Origin of the sequence: Bradyrhizobium sp. 154, assembly GCF_023073875.1 — a bacterium.
Classification (GTDB): domain Bacteria; phylum Pseudomonadota; class Alphaproteobacteria; order Rhizobiales; family Xanthobacteraceae; genus Bradyrhizobium.
This window is the reverse complement of record NZ_JADPKG010000042.1, coordinates 37556-60150: the sequence shown is the minus strand read 5'-3', so window position 1 is coordinate 60150 and position 22595 is coordinate 37556. Positions and strand designations below refer to the sequence as shown.

Here is a 22595-nt window from a genome sequence, read left to right as displayed (position 1 = left end):
CCCGGCAGACACCGGCAATCAGCCATTATCCGTTCCGTCAGGTGTTAGGCCGATCCCCACGCGCTTGAGAACATCAGAGGCAACTTCAAGATGAGCCCCCTACATCGCGCAAGTCAAATGACGAATGAGGCAAATGCTGCGACCTTGGTGGGGTGCTTGTCGGCGATGAATTTCGCGGTGGTCCCAGGGGGAGTGATGCCGTGGCGTGGAGGACAATCAGGTACTGTTCTTCGGGGCCGCTACGGGTCAAAGTCGGCGGTGAACGCCGCCTCCGAGCGGCTTCCGGTCTACACCAGACAGCCGACTCCCGGGCGGATTTCGAGTTAGGCAGCCTAGGGCCACGCGCGGAAGTCGTTTCCGTCGGACATCCCTGCATCGGCCCTTATCTCAATCCAATCAGGCTGTGCAGCTCTATGTGATCAGTTCTGCGCCTTCTTGGCCTCGTTCAACGCAATAATGATGGCCTTAATGGTACCTTCCGCAGCTGCGGCATTGTATCCGACATGGTAGCCATGGAATACGTGGATCGGCTCGTGGTCTTCGAAGCTGTGGTTCGCCCCGTTCCACAGCACCGACTTCACGGGGATCGAACGCTTGCTCTCGGCCATCTGGCCGCAGAGGACGGGACTGGTGGCCTCGTCCTTCTCTGCCAGGAAGAGGTGAACTGGAGCGTAGAAGTCGACGCTCTTCATCAAATAACAGGACGGCTGCATTGCGAAGCCGCCCGCGAACATGTGCTCGTGGAGGTCGCCGATCGCGCGGTTCATGATAATCAAAGACGTGGTCGCACCGTTGCTCCGGCCGAGGACGTAAACCTGTTTGGGATCGGCGATCTTTTGCTCGATGAGCCAGTCCAGAGCCGCATACGCATCGTCGGCTCGGCGCCGCGCCCAAGTCAGCTGGCTGGGATCCGAGCAGACGCCGTCAGGTCCCAAGTCCCGGCTGCCGAAGCTGTCAAGCAGCAGAACACCGTAGCCCGCCCCGACCAATCTACCGCCGTAGTCGCGTCCCCGTTTCTTCTCGACCCGGCCGAAGCCGTCGCAGCCGTGCAGCATGATCACGAACGGGATCAGACCCTTCGCGCCTTGCGGCCGCATCATGTCGGCCTGCAGTTCGCCCTCCGCCCTCACCTTGCGCTTCTCCTCGACGGTGCCGTCCATAAAGTTCTTCGACCAGCCGTCGATGTAGTCGTTGCCGGGAATCCAAGGAGAGGATTGCGCTGAGGTATGCCAAGGTATCTTGACCATCTCAGCATGTGCAGATGAGAACGACAAAACAGCGGCCATTGAGCGCTCGTATCGTTCGTTCGCGGCGCGCATGTCCGCATTGGGTCATTCGCGTCGGTTTGGCTGGGCGCCGCCGCCTTCCGCACTACCCCTACAAACAGACATCGTTACCGTGCGTCGGCATGTTTCAAGTGGGCCAGTCAGATGATTGCAGCGGCGATTCCAGCACCGGTAAGCGCTTCATTCACTACTTCTTGGAGGGCGGGTTCGACCCGACAACCAGGATCAGCGTTTTACACGGCGACTCCTCCGCCGCCTCAGCGCGGCATGAGGAAAGTATCGAACCGCACACAACAGCTAAACTCGCCGCTGCAAGATCGTTCAGGCTGCGGAGGTCCGGAATTCAGGAGTGCCCTCGGAAAAGCACAGCGAGAAGCCCGGCAGCAACGATCGCAAGCCAGATTAGCGAAACGATGAAAGAGGCGAAGTGCCAGTCAACGTCGCGGCGCCTGGACTGCATTGTGTCTCCTTCCGGCGACTGTGCGCCGGCTCAACGATTGCTATCGTCCTTGCCGTTGGGGGTGCCGTCACCGCCGTCGTTGCCATAGCCATTGTTGCCACGAGGGCCGGCCGGTCCGGCGCCAGACCTTGCAATGGCATCCGACGTGAGGGACGTCGACAGCAGGAGCGTCATGGCCGGAGGCGTCACGGCGGCGAACTTTCCGCACGTCTTTAGGAATTCGCGTCGGTCATCGTCCTGGTCTGGCATGGCGTTGTCTCCCAATAGCGGAATTAAATCACATTAACCCAATTAAATCAATTAAATTTCGTTCCAAGATAAAGCGCACCCCTCGTCCGCTCTCTCAATGGCGAAGCGCCGCCTTTCGGTGGCGGGGAACTCAGATGAGCAAATCTAGCCCGCTATGTCCCGACGAGCGGACCTTCCTCAGATGGCGCGCCACATGTTTAATGGGCCAGAAGGGGGTAACGCCTCCAGTCGCTTTGGCAGCCTCTCAGCTGCCATCCTCGCAACCCGAGAACCCGCTTGCAGGCGAGCAACCACCAACGACGCGTTCGTTGAACGCTCGGATCAAAACTCACTGCAAGTTTTGAAAGGCCTGCTGAGCTTTTCATCGCTCCTTCGTTGAAGGCAGCGCTAGCGCAGCCGACGGCATCAAGCGCCAATAGGTGGTGCCAACCGGTCGCGAAGATGATCAGCGTTTGTGAGCCTGGCGGCGCTACTATTCAGGAAATGTTCAATCGCGGCCTTGCGTTGCAGCAGATCTTGCTCCCGCGAAGGCTCACTTGACATATTGCCCGCGTGCGCACGATAGACGGCTTGGTCCGCGGCAATGACCCCGACGACGCCGTGTGCGGCGAGCCGTAACCACATTTCCATATCAGAGGCATAGGGTAAGTCGGCCAAATAGCCCCCCAATCTCTTCTGCAGGCTGGTGCGGACCACTACAGTTGGTGACAGCACAATGTTTTTCGCGCCGCTAAGTGCAATGAAATCAAATCCGGACAAAACGCGGGTTGTCGATCCACGCCTGGTCTGTGGCGAGTACGCTTCCCCCACCGATCAAGAACAATCGCGCCTCCGAAGGTGAACGCGACAGAAGGATGCTCGTCCATTAGATCGACCGCTCTCGAAAGGGCGCCGGGCAACAAGTAATCATCGCAGACAGCAGAAGCATGTAGTCGGCTCTTGCCAGGCGATGCCTTCATTGGCAGTAGCAATGAGCACTCGATTCGAGACGTGCCTGCGGTAGTCGACGCGAGCGTCGGAGCGTACTAACTCCGCGGCAACTTCCGCTGTATCGTCTGGCGACGCATCATCTATAATCAGCAGGCGCAAGCGGGGGCCCGATTGCGCCAAAACGCTCTGGACGCACTCTCGCAGGAAGTGCTCGTACCGGAAGCAGGGAACAACGACGTCTACGGAGCTCATTTCTCGTCGGATTCCACCGACTGTCACAAAGAGCGTCGAGATATGTCTGTTCAAGAAAATACGATGGAATGGGTTCCTGGCCGGCCGCTTCGGGTTATACGCCGCCGATCACGCTCAAGCGGGGGTGGCTTTCGCTTTGCCTTGCGGAGCCGACGAGGACACACCGTAGCCCGGCTACGAAAGATCAGCCCGCGGCGGCGGATAGCGCCGGGCCAGCACCGACAAGGATAGATGCCGCCCGTCTTCCGGCAGTTCCAGATAAGCCAGAACGAGCGGCCGCTTCCATTCGCCGACGCCGAACTCCATCGTCATCCATTTCTGCGGCTCGGGGCCTTCCAGGCCTCGGACCCAGACGAAGTAGCGGGGAAGGTCGTCGGTGTCCGCTTCCGTCATGCGTCTCTTTGCCATCGAAGCTGCTCACTGCTTCAGCAACCGTTGCCGCACGATATAGGTAGTGGCGGAGCGAAGTCGAACGCCATGCAGGGCGATTGAGGAGTGGCTTTCCAGCCGCCCATGCTTCGACCCGCCCGCCCCGGGGCGGGCGCTCAGGACCAGGACGGAGGGCGCGGCAGCGACTTCAAGGCGTAGGTGCCTTATCCCGAGTACACCATTAGAAGCATCGTCACGGAAGACAAGGCGCGCGTTGCGGCCGCCGCGAAGGACATGCGATCGCCGCCGCGCTCGGGTGCGGTGAAACCGGGAGCTCGGTCGCTGAGATTCCGATTAACAGAAATTCGGAAATGCCGTATGTGATCTGCCGTCCCGGCCCATGGATAAGGGGCGTTTCGCGATCGTCACGATACGCGGGCCGGGTGGCGGTGGGCGTGGAGCGCATCGGCGCGCAGGCAATCGCAGGGCGGGTTTGGCCCGTGAGCGGTTGAGCAGCGCGCGCACGACAGGTGCAGTCCGCGTACGGCAAAAGCGTGTGGTCCTGGCGCCCGGGGTCTGTGCGTCAAGGCTTGCGGTGATGTTGCGGCCCGACCGGGCGAGCGCATCAGCTATCTCGCAAGGCGACGGGGGCAATAGTGCATCGCTCCCCGGGGAGAGCGCGCCATAAGCCGTTAAACCACTGCGCAGGGAAGGCCGGGATGTCCAGGCTGCCCTGTATGCCGCTGTGCATTTGTCTTCGCGCAATTGCGCACAGCGGACCGCGGGTGCCAGCTGGCACTCGGTCTTCCCTGCGCCCTTTCCAAGGACGGGGCGTCAAGAGAAGCTCAAGACTCGGGCGTTATGCGTCGCGAGGCTGTACAGGCGCGTCTTGCGCTGCTTGACAATTGAAGCGTGCACGGTTCGCCTGCCGATCACCGCCACAATTCGCAGGCCGCGACGCGGTTGATGTCGGCGAGCCGCCTTGCGCCATCTCCGTGGAGATCGAGGCTGCCGACCAGCGTCAGCAGGCGACGATAAGCGGTGTCGGCAATTTCGACCGGCAGCGGGGCCTCGAAGGCCTCGACATAGCTGCCGACGACACCGCTGAGCAGACGACACAGGCCGCGCTGGGCGGGATCGTCCCGGCCGAGTGTCTCGAGCTTCTGCTGGAAGATTTGGAAGGTCCGCAAACCGTGGTGCTGCTGGGAAAGCCACGCGTGCAGATCGTTCATGTGAGCTCCTTCGAGTTACAGAAGAAGCTACCGGCTTATACAGTGGGGAGGGGACGATGGCTAGCGGGGGAAGCGGAGGTTCGTTGCGCCAATCCGCCTTCGCCAAGGCTTCGGCGGGACAGCCTTCGCTGCTTCGCGTGGATAGACCGGCGCCTCGCTCGCCTAGCCGTAGGTGCGAAGCAGCGAAGGCTGGTGCCCCTGGCCGGAATCGAACCAGCACTCCTTGCGGAACTCGATTTTGAGTCGAGCGCGTCTACCAGTTCCGCCACAGGGGCCCTCGGTCGGCCGCTCGGATGAGGGCGTCGCGAAGCCGGCGGACTATAGCCATGGACAGGACGGGGTCAACCCGCGCCAAAGTGATCCCCGCCGTTCTCGACAGCCACATAAGCCGGAGTTAGAGGCTTGGAGCGCGACCCATCGGAGAGAGGCTGCCGTGACGATCCAGAGTGCCGCAATACCAGCGTTCAAGTCGGCCAGCGCCGGTCCCGCGCTGACCGCCTCGCTGCTCGTCACATTGATCGCCGCGGCCACGATCGCGGGCGCCTGGTTCTTCCAGCTCGTGCTGGAGATCCTGCCCTGTCCGCTCTGCCTGGAGCAGCGCTACGCTTATTACCTCGCGATCCCGCTCGGTGCCCTCACGGCGCTCGGGGCCAGAAGCGGCGCGCCGCGGCCGCTGCTGCTCGTTGCGCTAGCGATTCTGGTGCTGGCGACGCTCGCCAATGCCGGTCTCGGCGCCTATCACTCCGGCGTCGAATGGGGATTTTGGAAGGGGCCGACCGATTGCTCCGGTCCCGTCGTCAATCTCGGTAACGCCGGCGACCTTTTCTCGCGGCTCGACACCGTGAAGGTGGTGCGCTGCGACGAGGTGCAGTGGCGCTTCCTCGGCCTCTCGCTCGCCGGCTACAACGTGCTGATCTCGCTGCTGATGGCCGCGATCGCCGCATGGGGATTTGTGCGGACGGCGAAGCGCTGAGCTCAATCATCCACGTCATCCTGCGTGCGCCCGAACAAGTGCACGATGCCGGGTGTCGCGATCGTCACGAAGACGAAGCGCGACAGGTGATGGGCGCCGACGAAGATCGGGTCGATGTGCAGTGTCAGGGCCAGCGCCAGCATCGCGTCCATCGCGCCCGGAGCGAAAGCAACGACGACATCGGAGAATTTCACCTGCGTGGTGAGCGCGACGATGCCGACGAAGATGGCGGAAACGGCAATTGCGACCGCGAACGAGCCCAGCGCGGCGTTGATATGGCCGGCCAAAGTCTTGATCCGCATCCGCGCAAAGCGGCTGCCGATCAGGGCGCCGATGCCGACCAGCGCCACGCCGCGCACCCAGTCCGGCAGGCCGCCCTCGACCCAGCCGGCGCCATGCAACACGCCGGAGGCGATCATCGCGCCGAACATCCAGCTCGCCGGAAATTTGATCAGCCGCAGAAACAGAGCCAGCGCCAGCGAGGCTGCGGCCAGCGCCACCAGGTCGAGCGGCGAGGCGATCGTCGCCGTCAGCGACGGTGCGGCCGAGGGCGCCACGCCCGCGATCGCCAGCACCATCGGCAGCGCCGCGGTGAGGATGATGACCCGCATGGTCTGCACCACCGCGATGCCCGGCAGGTCGGCGCCGCGCTCGACCGCCAGGATCGTGATCTGCGACAGCGCGCCGGGGCTGCCGGCGAGGAAAGCCGAGGTGCGGTCCCAGCCATGGACGCGCTGGAGGTAATAGCTCGAGCCGAAGGTCGAGCAGAACGTCGCGAGCGCAAGCAGGCCGATGGTGACGGGATAGGCGCTGACCTGCTGGATCAGATGGCGCGAGACCACCGAGCCCAGCGAGATGCCGAGCAGCACCAGCACGGTCTGGGTCAGGATGGGCGGCAGCATCAGCTGACGACCGGCAATTGCCGCGATCCCGACCGCGATCATCGAGCCCGAGATCAGCCCGCCGGGAAGGCCGGCGACGAGAAATACGAGGCCGCCGGCGGTGCCGACGACAAGCGTCTCTATCGTGCTCAAGACGTTGGCACGGCTCGGCCATTCGAACGGCAGGGAGGCGACGATTTGCTTCACGCCACCTTATCGCAAATCAGCGAGAGGCGCACAATTGCAGGCTCGTCATGCCGCAATGCGCATGTCTCTCACTGATGCTGGCGGAGGATCGTGATGGGCTTACTTCTTGTCGGCGGTGGCGGGGGCGGCAGTGCCGGCCTTCGCTTCCTTCATGCATTCGCGGCGAAATTTCTTGCGCTCCTTGCCCTTCAGTCCCTTGGCGTCCGCCTGCTTGGAGCATTCAAGCGATTCGGCCGAGCGCTCCTTCGGCGCCTTCTTGTCGGCGGTTGCAGCAGTGTCGGTCTTTGTATCGGTCTTGGCGGCCGGCGCGGCGGTCTGGGCGAAGGCAGTGCCGGTGGCGAGCAAGGAGACGAGAGCGAGGGCGGCAAGGCGGGAGGTGACGGTCATGTGTTGCACTCTTCTTGAATTGCGAGGGGCTGGGAACGTCGGCCCGCGTTGCTGAACGCGACATGAATGAGTCGAACGGCGGCACCACTAAATTTTGCCGGCGCAACCCATCGCATCCTTGTCGCAAGCCACCGACACGCTAGGATAGCAATCCTCGTTTCACTTTCGTCGGGAAGACCAAGGAGGAGACCCAGGGATGACCATTCAGGCAAAATTGTTGTGTGCGATTGCAGCGGCGTGTGTCGCGGCATTGGTGGCGAGCGCGCCGGCGCAGGCACTGACCGCGCAGGAGTGCAGCGCAAAATATCAGGCGGCCAAGAAGGACGGCTCGCTCGGCACCATGAAGTGGAATGACTTCCGCAAGGCCCAATGCGGTGCAGACGCAACCCCCGCCGCTGCGCCCACCGCGGCTGCTCCGGCTGCGCCCGCCGCTCCTGCCGAACCGAAGCAGGCGAAGAAGGAAGCCGCGCCCGCCGCTGCGCCGACGCTGCCGGCTGGACCTGCGATCTATCCGAACGCGGTCGATCCGAAATACGCCAAGGAGACGCCCGGCAAGGCGCGGCTCCACACCTGCGTCGACCAGTACAATGCCAACAAGGCCACCAACGGCAATGGCGGCTTGAAATGGATCCAGAAGGGCGGCGGCTATTACAGCGAATGCACCAAGAAGCTGAAGGGCGCAGCCGCCTGAGCTTCGAAAGCAATGCGATGGCCGGGGCAAAGCTCCGGCCATTTCGCTTAGTCGAGCAGCTTCTCGGCCGATTTGGCCACAAGCTGCGACCGCTTGCGCGGCCCGCGCTCGACGAACAAGAGGCTTTGCCCGAAGATGAAGCAGTAGAACAGGAAGGCCTGCGCCTCGGCCTCCTCGGCGGCAAGGCCGGTCGCGCGATAGAGCTCTGCGACGTGCTTGAGCCGCGCGGCATCCACGCTCGCCACCGCCGCCGCCGCGCCCTCATCCGAACGGGCCCATTGCCGGATCGCGAGCTCGATCGCCATGCCCTCCGGATTGACCCGCTCGGAATAGAGCTGGATCAACGCTTTCAGCCGCTCGCGGGGCTCTTGTCCGTCGAGACTCGTCTGCTGCGCGATCGCCGCAGCGCGTCCCTCGCGCCAGCGTTCCAGAATTGCTTTGAGCAGTGCGGGCCGGTCGGCGAAGCGGCGGTAGAAGCCGCCCTTGGTGACGCCGAGGTTCTTGGCGAGCACCTCCACCCGCACGCCCTCGACGCCCGAGCGGGCGAGTTCGGTAAACCCTGCCTCGACCCAGACATCGCCCTTGCCGTCGCTCATGAAGGAAGCCTCGCCGGTTCTTGATACGGTGCCGTATTGCTAGCGCGACGCAGCTCTGATACGCTACCGTATCAACAAAGGCGGTAGAAAAAGAATAGGGCGGAAGGCGTGAACGATGATGGCATTCGAGCCAAAAAACCCGGATTACCGCGCTGCGGCCACGGCGATGTTCGCGGCCCAGCCGGCAATGCACACGCTCGGTATTTCGATCATCCATCTCGCCCCGGGCGAGGTGGAGCTGGCGATGCCGCATTCGGCTGCCTTCACGCAGCAGAACGGATTTGTCCATGCCGGTATCATTACGGCAGGCCTCGACAATGCCTGCGGAGTCGCCGCCTTCACCCTGATGCCGCGTGAAGCGGACATCCTCACCGTCGAGTTCAAGACCACGCTGCTCGCACCTGCTCGCGGCGCGCGCTTTGTCTTCAAGGCCGCGGTGGTCAAACCCGGTCGCACGCTGACCTTCTGCGAAGCCAGGGCTTTTGCCGAGCATGAGGGCAAGGCGACGCTGATCGCGTCCATGACCGGCACGCTGATGGCGATGCTGCCGCGCGGTGCGGCTTCGCCGGCGCCGGCCGCAATCCGCTCATAGCATGGCGATGACATCGCGCCCGCGACGCTCTATATGAGCGGTAACACTTCTCGGTCCCGAATCGTATTTGCAGCGATGGGACCGAAACGGGACGAGATATGGCTGGATCTGGCAATAAGGGCCTAGTGACGACGCGGCGCGCGGCGTTGACGTTGATCGGGGCAGGCGTCTTGGCGGCTGGTGGGATCACTTTCGCCCGCGCCGCCGCCGATGGCGACGAGGTGCTGACCGAATCCAAGGTGTTGCGTGATCCCGAGACGCCGGTTGCCGGCAATCCCGACGGCAACATCACCATCGTCGAATGGTCCGATTACAATTGTCCCTATTGCCGCAAGCTCGAGCCTGAGCTGCGCCAGGTCGTCCAGGACGACGGCAAGGTGAGGCTGGTGATGAAGGATTGGCCGATCCTCGGGCCGGTCTCGGTCACGGCGGCGCGGACCGCGCTGGCGGCGAAATTCCAGGACAAATACCATCAGGCCCACGACGCCATGATGGGCGTCAGCTCGCGCCTGACCGAGCCGCGCATCAACGAGATTCTTGCTGGCGCAGGCGTCGACATGGACCGGCTGAAGCGCGATCTCGCCGGCCACGCCAAGGACATCGACGCCATCCTCAAGCGCAACAACGAGCAGGCCGAAGCCTTCGGCTTCCGAGGCACGCCGTCCTTCATCGTCGGCAAATACCGCGTACCCGGCGTGCTGAGCATGAACGAGTTCGAGCAGGTTATTGCCGACGCACGCAAGGCCAAGATGAACTGAGCCAGGCGATAGTCATCACCTAACACAAAGGCGCCGCCGCGGAGTTCGCGACGGCGCCTTGTTCATGATACCGCGTCGCTACTTCGACGAGATCCGGACCCAGTCCTTGTGCGCGCGGTCCCGCAGCGCGTCCCAATCGGCCTTGGCGACATCCCAGTTCACGATGGTGCGATTGGTGATCGCGACCTCGCCATTGGCGACCGACGACGTCTGCATGGAATCATAGACGTAGACCCCGCCCGCAAGCAGCAGCGCGCCGAGGATCATTCCGAAAAAAGTCTGCATGGCGAACCTCCGGTGACGAGCGATAACGTCGGTGCGGAGCGATTGTTCCCGCGGCGGTGCGGCGCGGGTAAGGACGGATCGTTCATCTCCTATTCAGCCAATCCAGCAGCTCCGCGTTGATCTCGCGCGGATAGGTGTGACTGAGGTCGTCGATCTCCCGATAGGTCACGTCGGCGCCGGCGGTAGAGAGCGTCGCCTGCGTCTGCCGTGCGGTCTGCACCGGAAACATCCAGTCGAGCTTGCCGTGGGTGATGAAGACCGGCAGGCGCTGGAGGCGCTTGGCGTTCGCCACCTCCGCCATCAGCGGATGGAAGGTCGCCGACACCGGCGCAAGATGGGTGAAGGGCGAAGCACCGTCGAGCCCGGTGACGTAGCAGAAGGTGCCGCCGTCGCTCATGCCGGTCAGCAGCATGCGCGAGGCATCTATGCTCCAGCGGCTGCGCACGGTCTCGAGGATGCGCATGAGATTCGGCGTATCGGCGTCATCGCCCATTAGCGCCCAGGTCGGGCCGATTGCGGTCGGCGCTACCAGGATTGCGCCGAGGCTGCGCGCATCGCGCAACCAGCTCCACAGGAAACCGCGCCCGTTGCCGCTGCCGCCATGCAGCGCCATCACCAGCGGCATGGTCCGATCGGGCGTGTAATATTCGGGCACATAGACCGAGAAGCCGCCGCGGCTGCCCGGCTCGTTGTGATCATGGAAGATGCCGGTATTTTCGCTAGCGCCACCTTCGAGCCGGGACAACAGCTCGGCATTTCCGCGATTGGCAGCGTTGAGAAAGAAGCTGCTCACGGGAGGAAACTGCACCGCCAGCGGATAGAGCGCCTCTTGCGCGCGCGGCAGGTGGCGCAGCGCGCGGAACACGGCGACGAGGTCGCCATTGCCGCGCTCGACCTCGCGGATCCCGGCAAAGGCGGCGAGCGTCTCGTTGCAAGCGCGATCGAGCCGCTCGCGCAGCCCGGCGAACTGCTCCGGCCAGTCGCCGATCGCTGCCCGCGCCGCTTGCAGCGCCTCGTCCGGCGAGCCGATCGCGTTCATCACCGAGGCGAAGGCTGGCGGGTGCAGATGCCGCTGGAAGAAGCCGAGCGCCTCCAGCGCATTGAGCAGCGGCGGCAGCACGGCCACGATGTCGTCCACGACGGCCTCGGTCATTGCCGCTTCCTCAAGCCTTGCGTCAGTGCAGCTGCGGCGCCTTCAGGAGCTTGAAGCGGTCGGTCGAGGTCACCGTGACGTCGAAGGTGACGCCTTCATGATGCACGGTGAGCGGCACGTCGACGCCGGCGGCGCCGAGCGCCCACATTTTCCGATAGAAGCCGGTCTGGCTCGTGACCTTCTCGCCGTTCACGGCGAGGATGACATCGCCAGTCTTGAGCTCGGCGCGCGCGGCCGGGCCGTTGGCGGAGATGCCGATCACCACCACGCGGTTGTCGATCTCGGTCGAGTAGAGCCCGAGCCAGGGCCGCGCCGGCTTGTTGACGCGGCCGAACTTGCGCAGGTCGTCGAGGATCGGCTTCAAGAGGTCGATGGGCACGATCATGTTGACGTGCTCGCCCTTGCCGTCGCGTTCGCGCTCGAGCTGGAGCGAGCCGATGCCGATCAACTCACCGCGTTCGTTGAGAAGCGCGGTGCCGCCCCAGTTCGGATGTGCGGGATAGGTAAAGATGGCCTCATCCAGCAGATATTCCCAATAGCCGGCGAATTCCTGCTTGGCCACGATCTGGCTCGCAACCGAGCGCGTGCGGCCGCCGGCGCCGCCGACCACGACGCGATCGCCGATCCGCGATTCCGCCGAGGTGCCGAGCGGCAAGGGTTCGACGTCGAGCTGGCCGAGCGCCTGCACGAGGCCGAAGCCGGTGACGGAATCGAAGCCGAGCGCATGGCCTTCGACCACGCGTCCGTCGGCCAGGTGCAGCCATACGGATTCCGCCTCGGTGATGAGGTAGCCGATTGTGAGCACCAGCCCGTCGTCGATCACGACGCCGTTGCCGGCGCGTTCGGTGCCCAGCGTCTCGGCGCTGAAGGCGTCTGGCGGGGTGATGGCGTGCAGGCCGACGACGGACGCGAGCGCGCGGTCGAGATCGAAACCATAATCGCTTGCACGCGGCTGATTGGCCGGTGGCACTCTCCATTCGGTCAGTGCGGGCATGGAGTTCTCCTGGCTGAGAGCATCGCTCCGCCGTCGCCGGCGGAACGAGGCGCGAAGCACGGATAATTTAGGCCGGAGGACGCCGTCTTGAAAGCCTCGTTCCCAACTATTCCAGAGAACGCCGCGTGAAATCTTCGAAAGGCATAACGACGGTTCGTGCGCAGGTGGCAGGTGACAGCCGGCCCTTCGACCCGGCAGCCGTCGCATGGCTGGTGTCCGGCGAGGTGCTAGGCGCGGTGCAATGAAGCTGCTAACCATTGCCGCTTCGTTTGACCAGGGATCACGGATCGAAGCATGGATAACCGCAGCGACATCTGGCGTGGCGTCGACACGATCAAGGCGCGTTTCATCGACCTCAGCGATAAGATCTGGGGCACGCCCGAGGTGTGCTACACCGAGGCGCGGTCCGCCGCCGAGCATCTCGCCGAGCTGCGTCATCAGGGTTTCCGCATCACCGAGAATCTCGCCGGCATCCCGACTGCGCTGATGGGCGAGTGGGGCGAAGGCGGTCCGGTCATTGCCTTCATGGGTGAATATGACGCGCTGCCGGGATTGAGCCAGGAGGCAGGTGTCGCCGAGCACCGTCCGATCGAGGTCGGTGGCCATGGCCATGGCTGCGGTCACAATCTGCTCGGTTCCGCTGCGCTGCTCGCCGCGACGGCGGTGAAGGACTGGCTCGCCGAGAACAAAGTGCCCGGCCGCGTGCGCTATTACGGCTGCCCCGCAGAGGAAGGTGGCGCGGCAAAGGCCTTCATGGTGCGCTCGGGTGCGTTCGAAGATGCCGACATCGCCATCACCTGGCATCCGCACAGCTTCTGGGAAGTGGCGGTCACGCCCTCGCTCGCCAACACGCGCGCGGATTTCATCTTCACCGGTCGCACCTCACATGCGGCGGCCTCGCCGCATCTCGGCCGTTCTGCGCTCGACGCGGTGGAATTGATGAACGTCGGCGTGAACTACATGCGCGAGCACATGCCGAGCGATGCGCGCGTGCACTACGCCTTGCTCGACACCGGCGGCATCGCGCCCAACGTGGTGCAGGCCCATGCACGGGTGCGCTATTCGATCCGTGCCCGCGATCTTCCCGGCATGAACGAGCTGGTCGAGCGCGTGTCCAAGATCGCGCAGGGCGCGGCGCTGATGACCGAGACCAAGATGGAAATGAAGATCATCTCCGCGGTCTCCAACATCCTGCCGAATACCCCGCTGGAGCAGGCGCTACACCGTATCATGGAAGACCTCGGACCGCCGCATTTCGACGAGGCGGACAAGGGCTTTGCCAGCCAGATTCGTGCGACGCTGAGCGACAAGGACATTTCGTCGGTTTACTACGCGATCGGCATGGAGCCCACCGATCGGCCGCTGGCCGACTTCCTGGTGCCGCTGGATGCCAAGCGCAACCCGCTGGTCGGTTCGACCGACGTGGGCGACGTGAGCTGGGTGGTCCCGACCGTGCAGGTTCACGCACCGACGGTTGCAATCGGCACGCCCTTCCACACTTGGCAGGTAGTGGCGCAGGGCAAGAGCCCGCATGCCCACAAGGCGATGGTGCAGGCCGCCAAGGCGATGGCCGGGCTCGGTATCAAGGCGCTGACGGAACCGGAGCTGATCAAGTCTGCCAAGGCGGATCTTCAGAAGCGGACGGCCAAGATGCCTTACGTCTGTCCGTTGCCGGATCACGTCGCGCCGCCGCTCGATATGTCGGTGACGTAGAGCGTCGATACTTAAGTCTGATCCGACGAACAAATTTTCCGCAGTGCAGCGCGCAATCCAGCGTGTTTTGATGCTGGATTGCCGAATGGATGGGCTCACGGAAGGCAGTTCTGCCCAACGGACAGCCAGAAGACCGTTTGCATACATACGGTCCCAGTTGACGCGCCCCCCATTCGGTGTGCCATCTACTGCCAGCTAATTGGGCGGCAGCTCTGACGGCCGTCGTCATCACGATAGGAACCAGACGGGGGACAACCATGCTGGATAAAGAACTGCGTTCGATGATCGGCCAGGTGAAGGACGGGCGGATGGATCGCCGCGGCTTCATCAAGCACATGGCCGCGGTCGGTCTCACCGCTCCTCTGGCCAATCAGATCCTCGCGCTCGGCGGCGTCGCCATGGCCGAGGGCGCCTCGACTTACAAGCCGACGAAGCGCGGCGGCGGTGGTGCGCTGAAGCTGCTGTGGTGGCAGGGCCCGACCCTGCTCAATCCGCACTTCGCCACCGGCACCAAGGACCAGGACGGCTCGCGCCTGTTCTACGAGCCGCTCGCCTCCTGGGACCCCGACGGCAACATGAAGCTGGTTCTTGCGGCAGAAATTCCCTCGATCCAGAACGGCGGGCTCGCCGCCGACGGCAAATCGGTGACCTGGAAGCTCAAGCCCGGCGTCAAATGGCACGATGGCAAGCCGTTCACTGCCGACGACGTTGTGTTCAACTGGGAATATGCAAGCGATCCTGCCACCGCAGCAGTCACCATCGGCACCTACCGCGACATCAAGGTCGAAAAGATCGATGATCTCACGGTACGCCTCCTTTTCGCCAAGCCGACCCCCTTCTGGGCCGATGCTTTCGTCGGTGCACCGAATTGCATCATCCCCAAACATCTATTTGCGGACTACAAGGGCGCCAAATCCCGCGAGGCGCCGAACAACCTGTCACCCGTCGGCACCGGTCCCTACAAGTTCGTGGAATTCAAGCCCGGCGATCTCGTGCGCGGTGTGATCAATTCCGACTACCACATGCCCAACCGCCCCTACTTTGATACGCTTGAGATGAAGGGCGGCGGCGATGCCGTTTCGGCGGCGCGCGCGGTGATCCAGACCGGCGAATACGATTTCGGTTACAACATCCAGGTCGAAGATGACGTGCTGCTGCGCCTGGAAAAGGGCGGCAAGGGCAAAGCAGTCTACGCCGTGGGGGGTGACACCGAGTTCATCGCGCTCAATTTCACCGATCCAAACACCGAGATCGATGGCGAACGCTCTTCGATGAAGACCAAGCACCCGCTGTTCTCCGATCCGGCCGTGCGCAAGGCGCTGTCCATGCTGGTCGATCGCGAGTCGGTCAAAAAGGCCATCTACGGCCGCGCCGGCCGCACGACCGCTAATTTCCTCAACGGTCCCGAGAAATTCGTGTCCAAGAACAACACTTGGGAGTTCAGCGTCGAGAAGGCGGCGAAACTTCTTGATGACGCCGGCTGGAAGCCCGGCGCGGACGGCATCCGCGAGAAGGACGGCAAGAAGCTGAAGCTGCTGTACCAGACCTCGATCAACGGACCGCGCCAGAAGACTCAGGCGATCGTCAAGCAAGCCTGCCAGAAGGCTGGCATCGATGTCGAACTCAAATCCGTTGTCGCCTCCGTGTTCTTCTCCTCGGACGTCGGCAATCCCGACACTTATCCGAAGTTCTATGCGGACCTGGAGATGTTCCAGATTCCCATGAGCCAGCCGGATCCTTCGCAGCACATGCGCCGCTATACGTCGGACAGGGTGTCAACCAAGGAGAACAAGTGGCAGGGCACCAATTTTCCGCGTTGGGTCAACAAGGACTACGACGCGATCATCGCAGCGGCAGAAGCCGAAATGGACCCGATCAAGCGCGCCGCGCTGTACATCAAGGCCAATGATCTCTTGATTCAGGAGGTCGTATTCATCCCAGTGCAGCATCGCCTCAAGGTGGAAGCCGCGGCCAACAACCTTGTCTGCATCGTCAGCGGTTGGGCCAACGAGACCGACAACCTGTTCGACTGGTACCGGGAGGCATGATCCCGAGGGCGTAGACGGATTTCCCTATGAGCCAATACGTCCTGCGTCGCCTGCTGATCGCGATTCCGAGCCTGCTCGGAATCTCGGTCGTGCTGTTCGTCGTGCTCGCGCTCGCCCCCGGCGATCCGTTCTCCGAGCTGGCGACCAATCCGAACGTGCCGCCCGAAGTGCAGGCGGCACTTCGGGCCAAGTTCGGCCTCGACGATCCGATTCACCTTCGCTACCTGCATTGGCTCAACGCCATGCTGCACGGCGACTGGGGCTTCTCCTTCGTCAGCCGGATGAACGTCGACACGCTGATCCTCCAGCGCCTGCCCGCGACCCTCTACGTGATCGGCTCGGCGCAGATCCTTGCGCTCCTGATCGCGATTCCCGTCGGCGTGTACGCGGCGACCAGGCCATATTCGCTATTCGACCAGATCGCGAATACGCTCGCCTTCGTCGGCTTCTCGCTGCCGACCTTCTTCACGGGCATCCTGTTCATCCTGATCTTCTCGGTCACGCTCGACTGGCTGCCCTTCGTCTACACCACCGACATCAAGGGCACGGGAATCCACTGGGTGCTGGAGATGATCCGCCAGGCGATCATGCCGGTGGCGGTGCTCGGCCTGTTCCAGGCGGCGTCGATGACGCGCTTCGTGCGCTCGGCGATGCTCGACGTGATCCGGCTCGACTATGTCACCACGGCGCGCGCCAAGGGCCTCGGACAAACCAAAGTTATCGTCAAGCACGTGATGCGCAACGCCATGATCCCGGTCGTGACGCTCATTGCGTTGCAGATGCCGGCGGTGTTCGGGGGCGCCATCGTCACCGAGCAGATCTTCCGCATTCCTGGTATCGGCTCGCTGCTGATCTCCTCGATCCTGTCCAACGACACGCCGGTGGTGATGGCCGTCACCTTCGTGTTCGCGTGCCTCGTCGTGCTGTTCAATCTCATCGCGGACATCCTTTATGGCTGGCTTGACCCTCGCATCTCCTTCCGCTGAGCGGCGCGTCTACTCGCCCTGGCGCGAGACGTGGCGGCGCTATAGTCGCCACAAGCTCGCTGTGGTCAGTGCGTTCCTGCTTCTCGTTCTGATCCTGGCGGTGGTGATTGGCCCCTTCGTCTGGCGGGTCAAGATCGACGACATCGACATCGTCGCGGGTATGCAGGGCCCATCGCTGGCCCATCCTTTCGGCACCGACGATCTCGGCCAGGACATCCTGGCCCGCATGATCTATGGCGGGCGCATCTCGCTCGCGGTCGGTCTCGCCGCAATGCTGGTCTCGGTCTTTGTCGGTGTGCTGATCGGTGCGCTCGCCGGCATGTCGCGCGGTGCGCTCGGTCATGGGCTGATGTGGCTCACCGATCTCTTTTTGTCGCTGCCGCAATTGCCGCTCCTGCTGTTGCTCATTTATCTCTTCCGCGACGGGCTGAAAGCCGCGTTCGGCCCGGAGGGCGGCATCTTTATCCTGATCGTGCTCGTGATCGGCGGCCTCCGCTGGATGCCGGTGGCGCGCCTCGTGCGCGCGCAGTTCCTGTCGATCCGCGAGAAAGAATTCGTCGAGGCCGCGCGGGCGCTCGGCGCCAGTCCAGTGCGGCAGGTGGTGCGCCACATCCTGCCCAATGCGCTCGGCCCCGTGATCATCGCCGGCACCATCGACGTCGCTGCCGCCATCATCGCCGAATCGACGTTGTCGTTCCTCGGCCTCGGCTTTCCGCCGGATACCCCGACTTGGGGGCGGCTGCTGTACGACGCCAAGGATTTTCTCGACATCGGCCCGCATTGGGCGCTGTTCCCGGGCGGCGCGATCTTCATCGCGGTGGTAGCCATCAACTTCATCGGTGACGGCTTGCGTGACGCGCTCGATGCGCGACGGGTGATCTGATGGCGCCACTGCTCGAAATCAAGGGTCTAAAAACCCACTTCTCCACCGACGACGGCATCCTCCAGGCCGTCGACGGCGTCGACATCTCCGTCAATCGCGGCGAGACGCTGTGCGTCGTCGGCGAGTCTGGCTGCGGTAAGACCGTGACGGCGATGTCGATCCTGAAGCTGATCGCTATGCCGCCGGGCCGGATCGCGGCGGGCCAGATCATGTTCGAGGGTCGCGATCTCGTTCCTTTGACGAGCAATCAGCTTGACGAGGTCCGCGCCAAGGAGATCGGCTTCATCTTCCAGGAGCCGATGACCTCGCTCAATCCGGTGCTCACCATTGGCGAGCAGATCGCCGAGAGCCTGCGGCGGCACGAAGCGGTAACCAAGAAGCAGGCGCTCGAGCGCACCATCGAGATGCTGAAGCTGGTGCAGATCCCGAACGCCGAAGGCCGCGTGCACAACTATCCGCACCAGTTCTCCGGCGGCATGCGCCAGCGCGTGATGATCGCGATGGCGCTCGCCTGCAAGCCGAAGCTGATCATCGCCGACGAGCCGACAACCGCGCTGGACGTCACCATCCAGGCCCAGATTCTCGACCTGCTCCAGGACATGAAGGACCGCTTCGGCATGGCGGTGATGCTGATCACCCATGCGATGGGTGTCGTCGCCGAAACCGCGCAGCGTGTCGTCGTAATGTATGCCGGCAAGGTGGTGGAGGAGGCGCTCGTCGACGATCTCTTCGGCGATCCCCGCCATCCCTATACGCAAGGGTTGATCCGCTCGATCCCGCGCATCGATCTCGACAGCGAGCACAAGACGCGGCTGGAGGCGATCGGCGGCTCGGTGCCGATCCTGATCAATCCGCCGGTCGGCTGCCGCTTTGCCCCGCGCTGCAAGTTCGCCATGAACGTGTGCACCGGGAAGGAGCCGCTGCTGCGCGAGATCGCGCCCGGGCATCGCGTGGCCTGTCACTTGGGAGATACCAGTCTGGGAGGCGCGGCATGAGCCAACCGTTGCTGCGCGTCAGCGGCCTGAAGAAACATTTTCCCGTGCTCGGCGGTCTGCTGTCGCGCCAAGTTGGGACCGTCTACGCGGTCGACGGCGTGTCTTTCTCCGTGAATCGCGGCGAGACGCTCGGCCTCGTCGGCGAGTCCGGCTGCGGCAAGTCCACGACGGGGCGTTGCGTGCTGCGCCTGATCGAGCCGACCGACGGCGAGGTCACCTTCGACGGCCAGGACGTGCGTAAGCTCGGCGGCAACGATCTGCGCGCGATGCGGCGGAACATGCAGCTCGTATTCCAGGATCCGTTCGCCTCGCTCAATCCGCGCATGACGGTCGGTGCGATCCTCGGCGAAGCCTTCACCATCCACAATCTCGCCTCGTCCGCGAAAGAGCGCGAGGAGCGCGTCGCAGGTCTCCTGGTCAAGGTTGGGCTCAAGGCCGAGCACATGCGGCGCTACCCGCACGAGTTCTCCGGCGGCCAGCGCCAGCGCATCGTGATCGCGCGGGCGCTCGCGGTCGAACCGAAGCTGATCGTCTGCGACGAGCCGGTCTCCGCGCTCGACGTGTCGATTCAGGCGCAAGTGATCAACCTGTTGGAAGATCTCCAGGCCGAGCTGAACCTCACCTATTTGTTCGTCGCGCACGATCTCTCTGTCGTCGAGCACATCTCCGATCGCGTCGCGGTGATGTATCTCGGCCGCATCGTCGAACTCGCGAAGGCGAGTGATCTCTACCGCAACCCGCAGCATCCCTACACCAGGGCGCTCCTGTCCGCGGTGCCGGTGCCCGATCCCAAGTTCAAGCGCGAACGCATCCGCCTCAAGGGCGACGTGCCGAGCCCGATGAAACCGCCATCCGGCTGCCACTTCCACACCCGTTGTCCGATCGCCCAGCCGCGCTGTGCGGAAAGCGCGCCGGAGCTGAGGGAAGGGGCGGGCGGGCACTTTGTGGCGTGCCATCTGGCTTGATGCCGGCGGAAAGCGGAGCGCGAGTCATTCGTGAAGCAGGCCGTGCTCCGAAAGGGCCTGCTTGAAAGCCTGCACCGACGTATGGTGATGCGCGGAGAGACCCGCCTCGCGCGCGCCGGCAACATTGGCCGCGACATCGTCGACGAACAGGGCCATCTCCGGCCTCACGTTGAGCTCGGACAGGCAGCGGCGGTAGCAGCGCGGGTCCGGCTTCGCCGTCTTGAACTGGGCCGAGGTGTAGATTTGAGAGCCGAACAGCGGGCGCAAGTCCGGCAGCAGGGTGTCGATATGGTCAGCGACCAGCGTGGTGTTGTTGGTAAGGACGGCAATGTCGACGGTCTTGCGCAAGCTGTCGGCAATCTCCAGCATCGCGCGTTTGGCCTGCATTGAACGGCGCCGCGCCTCGACCCATTCGTCGAGCGATAGGGAATAACCGATGCGCTCGCCGAACCCGCGCAGATAGTCTGAGGCATCGAGCGCGCCAGTGTCGCCGAGAAATTCGAATCCGGATGCCCAGATCGCCTTGTAGACGGCTTCACTCGTGATCCCGGCCAGCTCCGCAAGAAAGGCGACGCGCTTTTCCCTCTCGTAGTCACAGAGGACGTTGTCCATATCGAAAAGGACGAGCTTAATCTCGCCAGTCACCGCAGCACTCTCGGATCGGCCGAACATCCGGCCGCGGTGCAAATCATATCCCGTCCGGACCCGACGGACAAATCCAGAGGAGAGGTCGTCACGCGCTCTTGGCCGGCCACGGAACGACCTGTCCCGACATCACCAGCCGGTCACGGCCGCTGTCCTTGGCCGCGTAGAGCGCGCGGTCGGCGGCCGCGACCAGCGTGCTGCAGTCCATCGCGGTCTGGGACGGAAGAGCCGTCGCGCCGCCAACGCTCGCAGTCACCAGCCGGGAAGGTGGATTCTGTGCATGCAGCATGCCGAGACCGTGCAGCGCCTGGCGAATCCCTTCGCCGATCTCGGTGCAGCCATCCGGGCCGGTGTTCGGCAACAGCACGGCGAATTCCTCGCCGCCGTAGCGCGCGGCGAGGTCGGCCGGGCGCTTGGCCTGGGCGGACAGGATCCTGCCGAGCGCGCGCAGGCAGGCGTCGCCCGCCTGATGTCCGTAATGATCGTTGAACTTCTTGAAATGATCGACATCGACCAGCAGCAGCGAGAGCTGCGTGCCGTCGCGCCGGGCGCGCGCCCACTCATCGGCGAGACGTTCGTCGAATGTGCGTCGGTTGGCGAGGCCGGTAAGGCCGTCGGTCGTTGCGAGCGAGGCGAGTTTGTCCTGAAGGTCCTTCTGCTCGGTCATGTCGCGCACCACCGCGACGACGCCGTCGATGGCACCGCTGTCCGAGGCAAGGGTCACGTGCAGCGCCGCCTCGGCCCAGATCTCGCCCTTGTCGCGATGACGCTGGCGATAGACGAACCGCGCTTCCTCGGCTTCGCCATTCTTCAGCGCAATGATCGCCTGCTCGACCCGTTGCATGTCGTCCGTGTGAATGCCGGCCAAAGCCGACGTGTCCAGCAGTTCCTCGGCGGACCAGCCGGTGATGCGCGCGCATGAGGGAGAGACGTAGAGCAGCCGGTTATCGAGCCCGATCCGGGTCACCATGTCGCTGGATTGCTCGGCCAGCAGGCGGAAATTCGCTTCCTTGGCAACCAAGGCCTGGGCCATGAGCTGCCGCTGCACCAACTGACGGACCAAGTAGAAGCCGATCACCGCGATCAGCAGAACGAGGCCGAGGACGAAGGTCATGCGCGCGGCCGCCGCGCGTCGCCAGGGCGCCAGCACGTCGTCTTGCGACTTGCTCGCCAGCACCATCAGCGGATAGCGGCTGCTGCGCTGGTAGTAGCTCAGCCGCTCCACGCCATCGAGCGGCGATTTGAAATAGTAGACCGAGGCGGCGGGGCGGCTTTTCCAGCTTCTGAACAGGGGCGCATTGGACAGGTCGCGTCCAACGAAGGCGCCGCTCTCGTCGCGACTGCGCGCCAGCATGATGCCGCTATTGTTGAGCAGCGATGCCGAGCCGTTCGGACCGATGTCGAACCGCTCGTAGAACTTGACGAAATAGCTGACGTCGATCGTGAGCAGGGCAACGCCGGCGAAGCCGCCGTCGGAATCGTTGATCCGGCGGGATGCGGTGATGATCCATTGGCCGCCGGCTCTGCTCTTGACGGGCGGTCCGATCAGCGTGCCGGTTGCAGGCGAGTCGCGATGGTGGCGGAAATAACCGCGATCGCTGTTGTTAAGGTTGGAGAAGTCGAGGCGTTCAGTCGTGGCAAGCCAGCGGCCGGTCGCGTCGTAGACGAAGATGCCGCGGATGCGGTCCGATGATTTGCGTGTCGGCAGATAAGCCTGGAGTTTCGCAATCGTGTCCGGACCCGTCCCGTCGATTTCGAGCCGATGGACCAACCCGACCAGGATCGTGTCGACCAGTTCGAATGTATCGTCCGCGTGCTGGATCAGCGAATGCGCCAGATTGGTGACGTCGACTTCGGCTGCCCTGAGATCGGCATTGCGCGCTTCCCATTCACGCCAGGCGCTCAAGCCGAGGATCGCCACGCAAGTCAGCGCGACGAAGCCCGCCGCCCAAAGCGGAAGGCGCGTCTTGCCGAGTTCGCGGCTCGTGACCATCAGGCTTGCTCCAAATCGGTGCAAACCTCTCACTTTGGCCTTAACGGCCTGTTGCAACTTCTGCGATGATTT

Annotated in this window: 24 protein-coding genes and 1 tRNA gene; 10 read left to right on the top strand and 15 right to left on the bottom strand. The window is 63.6% G+C overall.

Annotated features, from left to right (window positions below; genetic code table 11):
* Positions 1-419 precede the first annotated feature (419 nt).
* The 7 genes from IVA92_RS09405 to IVA92_RS09375 all read right to left on the bottom strand — a co-directional run bounded on the left by IVA92_RS09405 (position 420) and on the right by IVA92_RS09375 (position 5053).
* A complete protein-coding gene (locus IVA92_RS09405; protein WP_247279735.1) occupies positions 420-1319 on the bottom strand; it encodes a prolyl oligopeptidase family serine peptidase in 900 nt (299 codons plus the stop codon).
* A 457-nt stretch (positions 1320-1776) separates the two neighbouring features.
* A complete protein-coding gene (locus IVA92_RS09400) occupies positions 1777-1995 on the bottom strand; it encodes a hypothetical protein (RefSeq protein ID WP_247279734.1) in 219 nt (72 codons plus the stop codon).
* Positions 1996-2400: 405 nt separating this feature from the next.
* Complete coding sequence (locus IVA92_RS09395; protein ID WP_247279733.1) at positions 2401-2754, bottom strand: hypothetical protein; 354 nt, start codon at positions 2752-2754, stop codon at positions 2401-2403.
* A gap of 147 nt (positions 2755-2901) precedes the next feature.
* On the bottom strand, positions 2902-3177 hold the full coding sequence (locus IVA92_RS09390; RefSeq protein ID WP_247279732.1) for a glycosyltransferase family 2 protein: 276 nt from the start codon (positions 3175-3177) through the stop codon (positions 2902-2904).
* A 174-nt stretch (positions 3178-3351) separates the two neighbouring features.
* Positions 3352-3585, bottom strand: coding sequence for a hypothetical protein (locus IVA92_RS09385; RefSeq protein WP_247279731.1), 234 nt, complete (start codon positions 3583-3585; stop codon positions 3352-3354).
* Positions 3586-4478: 893 nt separating this feature from the next.
* Positions 4479-4778: a hypothetical protein gene (locus tag IVA92_RS09380; RefSeq protein WP_247279730.1), complete on the bottom strand. Its 300-nt coding sequence runs from the start codon at positions 4776-4778 to the stop codon at positions 4479-4481.
* Positions 4779-4968: 190 nt separating this feature from the next.
* Positions 4969-5053: transfer RNA gene (locus IVA92_RS09375), tRNA-Leu, on the bottom strand.
* A 158-nt stretch (positions 5054-5211) separates the two neighbouring features.
* On the opposite strand from IVA92_RS09375, the gene IVA92_RS09370 reads away from it, so the two are divergent.
* Positions 5212-5751, top strand: coding sequence for a disulfide bond formation protein B (locus IVA92_RS09370; protein WP_247279729.1), 540 nt, complete (start codon positions 5212-5214; stop codon positions 5749-5751).
* Positions 5752-5753: 2 nt separating this feature from the next.
* Here IVA92_RS09370 and IVA92_RS09365 read toward each other — a convergent pair whose 3' ends face one another.
* Both IVA92_RS09365 and IVA92_RS09360 read right to left on the bottom strand, forming a co-directional pair.
* Entirely contained in the window at positions 5754-6839 is a 1086-nt protein-coding gene (locus IVA92_RS09365; RefSeq protein WP_247279728.1) for an AbrB family transcriptional regulator, read from the bottom strand.
* Between the two features lie 99 nt (positions 6840-6938).
* The gene (locus IVA92_RS09360; protein ID WP_247279727.1) at positions 6939-7226 is read right to left on the bottom strand and encodes a PsiF family protein; all 288 of its coding nucleotides are present in this window, start codon (positions 7224-7226) and stop codon (positions 6939-6941) included.
* Between the two features lie 196 nt (positions 7227-7422).
* Here IVA92_RS09360 and IVA92_RS09355 point away from each other — a divergent pair, with 196 nt between their 5' ends.
* Positions 7423-7917: a hypothetical protein gene (locus IVA92_RS09355; RefSeq protein WP_247279726.1), complete on the top strand. Its 495-nt coding sequence runs from the start codon at positions 7423-7425 to the stop codon at positions 7915-7917.
* A 47-nt stretch (positions 7918-7964) separates the two neighbouring features.
* Here the strand turns inward: IVA92_RS09355 and IVA92_RS09350 are convergent, their stop codons facing one another.
* Positions 7965-8513 carry a TetR/AcrR family transcriptional regulator gene (locus IVA92_RS09350; RefSeq protein ID WP_247279725.1) on the bottom strand — a complete coding sequence of 183 codons (549 nt, stop codon included), beginning with the start codon at positions 8511-8513 and terminating at the stop codon, positions 7965-7967.
* A gap of 115 nt (positions 8514-8628) precedes the next feature.
* On the opposite strand from IVA92_RS09350, the gene IVA92_RS09345 reads away from it, so the two are divergent.
* Together IVA92_RS09345 and IVA92_RS09340 are read left to right on the top strand one after the other, a co-directional pair.
* Positions 8629-9105, top strand: coding sequence for a PaaI family thioesterase (locus tag IVA92_RS09345; protein WP_247279724.1), 477 nt, complete (start codon positions 8629-8631; stop codon positions 9103-9105).
* A gap of 98 nt (positions 9106-9203) precedes the next feature.
* Positions 9204-9863 carry a DsbA family protein gene (locus IVA92_RS09340; protein ID WP_247279723.1) on the top strand — a complete coding sequence of 220 codons (660 nt, stop codon included), beginning with the start codon at positions 9204-9206 and terminating at the stop codon, positions 9861-9863.
* A 78-nt stretch (positions 9864-9941) separates the two neighbouring features.
* Here the strand turns inward: IVA92_RS09340 and IVA92_RS09335 are convergent, their stop codons facing one another.
* The 3 genes from IVA92_RS09335 to IVA92_RS09325 form a co-directional block, all read right to left on the bottom strand.
* The gene (locus IVA92_RS09335; protein WP_027573305.1) at positions 9942-10148 is read right to left on the bottom strand and encodes a hypothetical protein; all 207 of its coding nucleotides are present in this window, start codon (positions 10146-10148) and stop codon (positions 9942-9944) included.
* An 82-nt stretch (positions 10149-10230) separates the two neighbouring features.
* Positions 10231-11301, bottom strand: coding sequence for a phospholipase (locus IVA92_RS09330; RefSeq protein WP_247279722.1), 1071 nt, complete (start codon positions 11299-11301; stop codon positions 10231-10233).
* Positions 11302-11323: 22 nt separating this feature from the next.
* Positions 11324-12295, bottom strand: a complete 972-nt coding sequence (locus IVA92_RS09325) for a S1C family serine protease (RefSeq protein WP_247279721.1) — start codon at positions 12293-12295, stop codon at positions 11324-11326.
* A gap of 294 nt (positions 12296-12589) precedes the next feature.
* Here IVA92_RS09325 and IVA92_RS09320 point away from each other — a divergent pair, with 294 nt between their 5' ends.
* The 6 genes from IVA92_RS09320 (at position 12590) to IVA92_RS09295 (ending at position 19885) form a co-directional block, all read left to right on the top strand.
* Positions 12590-14008: a M20 family metallopeptidase gene (locus IVA92_RS09320; RefSeq protein WP_247279720.1), complete on the top strand. Its 1419-nt coding sequence runs from the start codon at positions 12590-12592 to the stop codon at positions 14006-14008.
* Positions 14009-14265: 257 nt separating this feature from the next.
* Entirely contained in the window at positions 14266-16056 is a 1791-nt protein-coding gene (locus IVA92_RS09315) for a peptide ABC transporter substrate-binding protein (RefSeq protein ID WP_247279719.1), read from the top strand.
* Between the two features lie 26 nt (positions 16057-16082).
* The gene (locus IVA92_RS09310; RefSeq protein ID WP_247279718.1) at positions 16083-17042 is read left to right on the top strand and encodes an ABC transporter permease; all 960 of its coding nucleotides are present in this window, start codon (positions 16083-16085) and stop codon (positions 17040-17042) included.
* A complete protein-coding gene (locus IVA92_RS09305) occupies positions 17008-17925 on the top strand; it encodes an ABC transporter permease (RefSeq protein WP_247279717.1) in 918 nt (305 codons plus the stop codon). Before IVA92_RS09310 ends, IVA92_RS09305 begins: the two co-directional genes overlap by 35 nt.
* On the top strand, positions 17925-18920 hold the full coding sequence (locus tag IVA92_RS09300; protein WP_247279716.1) for an ABC transporter ATP-binding protein: 996 nt from the start codon (positions 17925-17927) through the stop codon (positions 18918-18920). Before IVA92_RS09305 ends, IVA92_RS09300 begins: the two co-directional genes overlap by 1 nt.
* Positions 18917-19885, top strand: coding sequence for a dipeptide ABC transporter ATP-binding protein (locus IVA92_RS09295; RefSeq protein ID WP_247279715.1), 969 nt, complete (start codon positions 18917-18919; stop codon positions 19883-19885). Before IVA92_RS09300 ends, IVA92_RS09295 begins: the two co-directional genes overlap by 4 nt.
* 24 nt (positions 19886-19909) lie before the next feature.
* On the opposite strand, the gene IVA92_RS09290 is transcribed toward IVA92_RS09295, so the two are convergent.
* Both IVA92_RS09290 and IVA92_RS09285 read right to left on the bottom strand, forming a co-directional pair.
* Entirely contained in the window at positions 19910-20557 is a 648-nt protein-coding gene (locus tag IVA92_RS09290) for an HAD family phosphatase (protein WP_247279714.1), read from the bottom strand.
* Between the two features lie 61 nt (positions 20558-20618).
* Positions 20619-22523 (bottom strand): sensor domain-containing diguanylate cyclase, encoded by a 1905-nt coding sequence (locus IVA92_RS09285; RefSeq protein WP_247279713.1) that lies wholly within the window; start codon positions 22521-22523, stop codon positions 20619-20621.
* Positions 22524-22595: the final 72 nt, after the last annotated feature.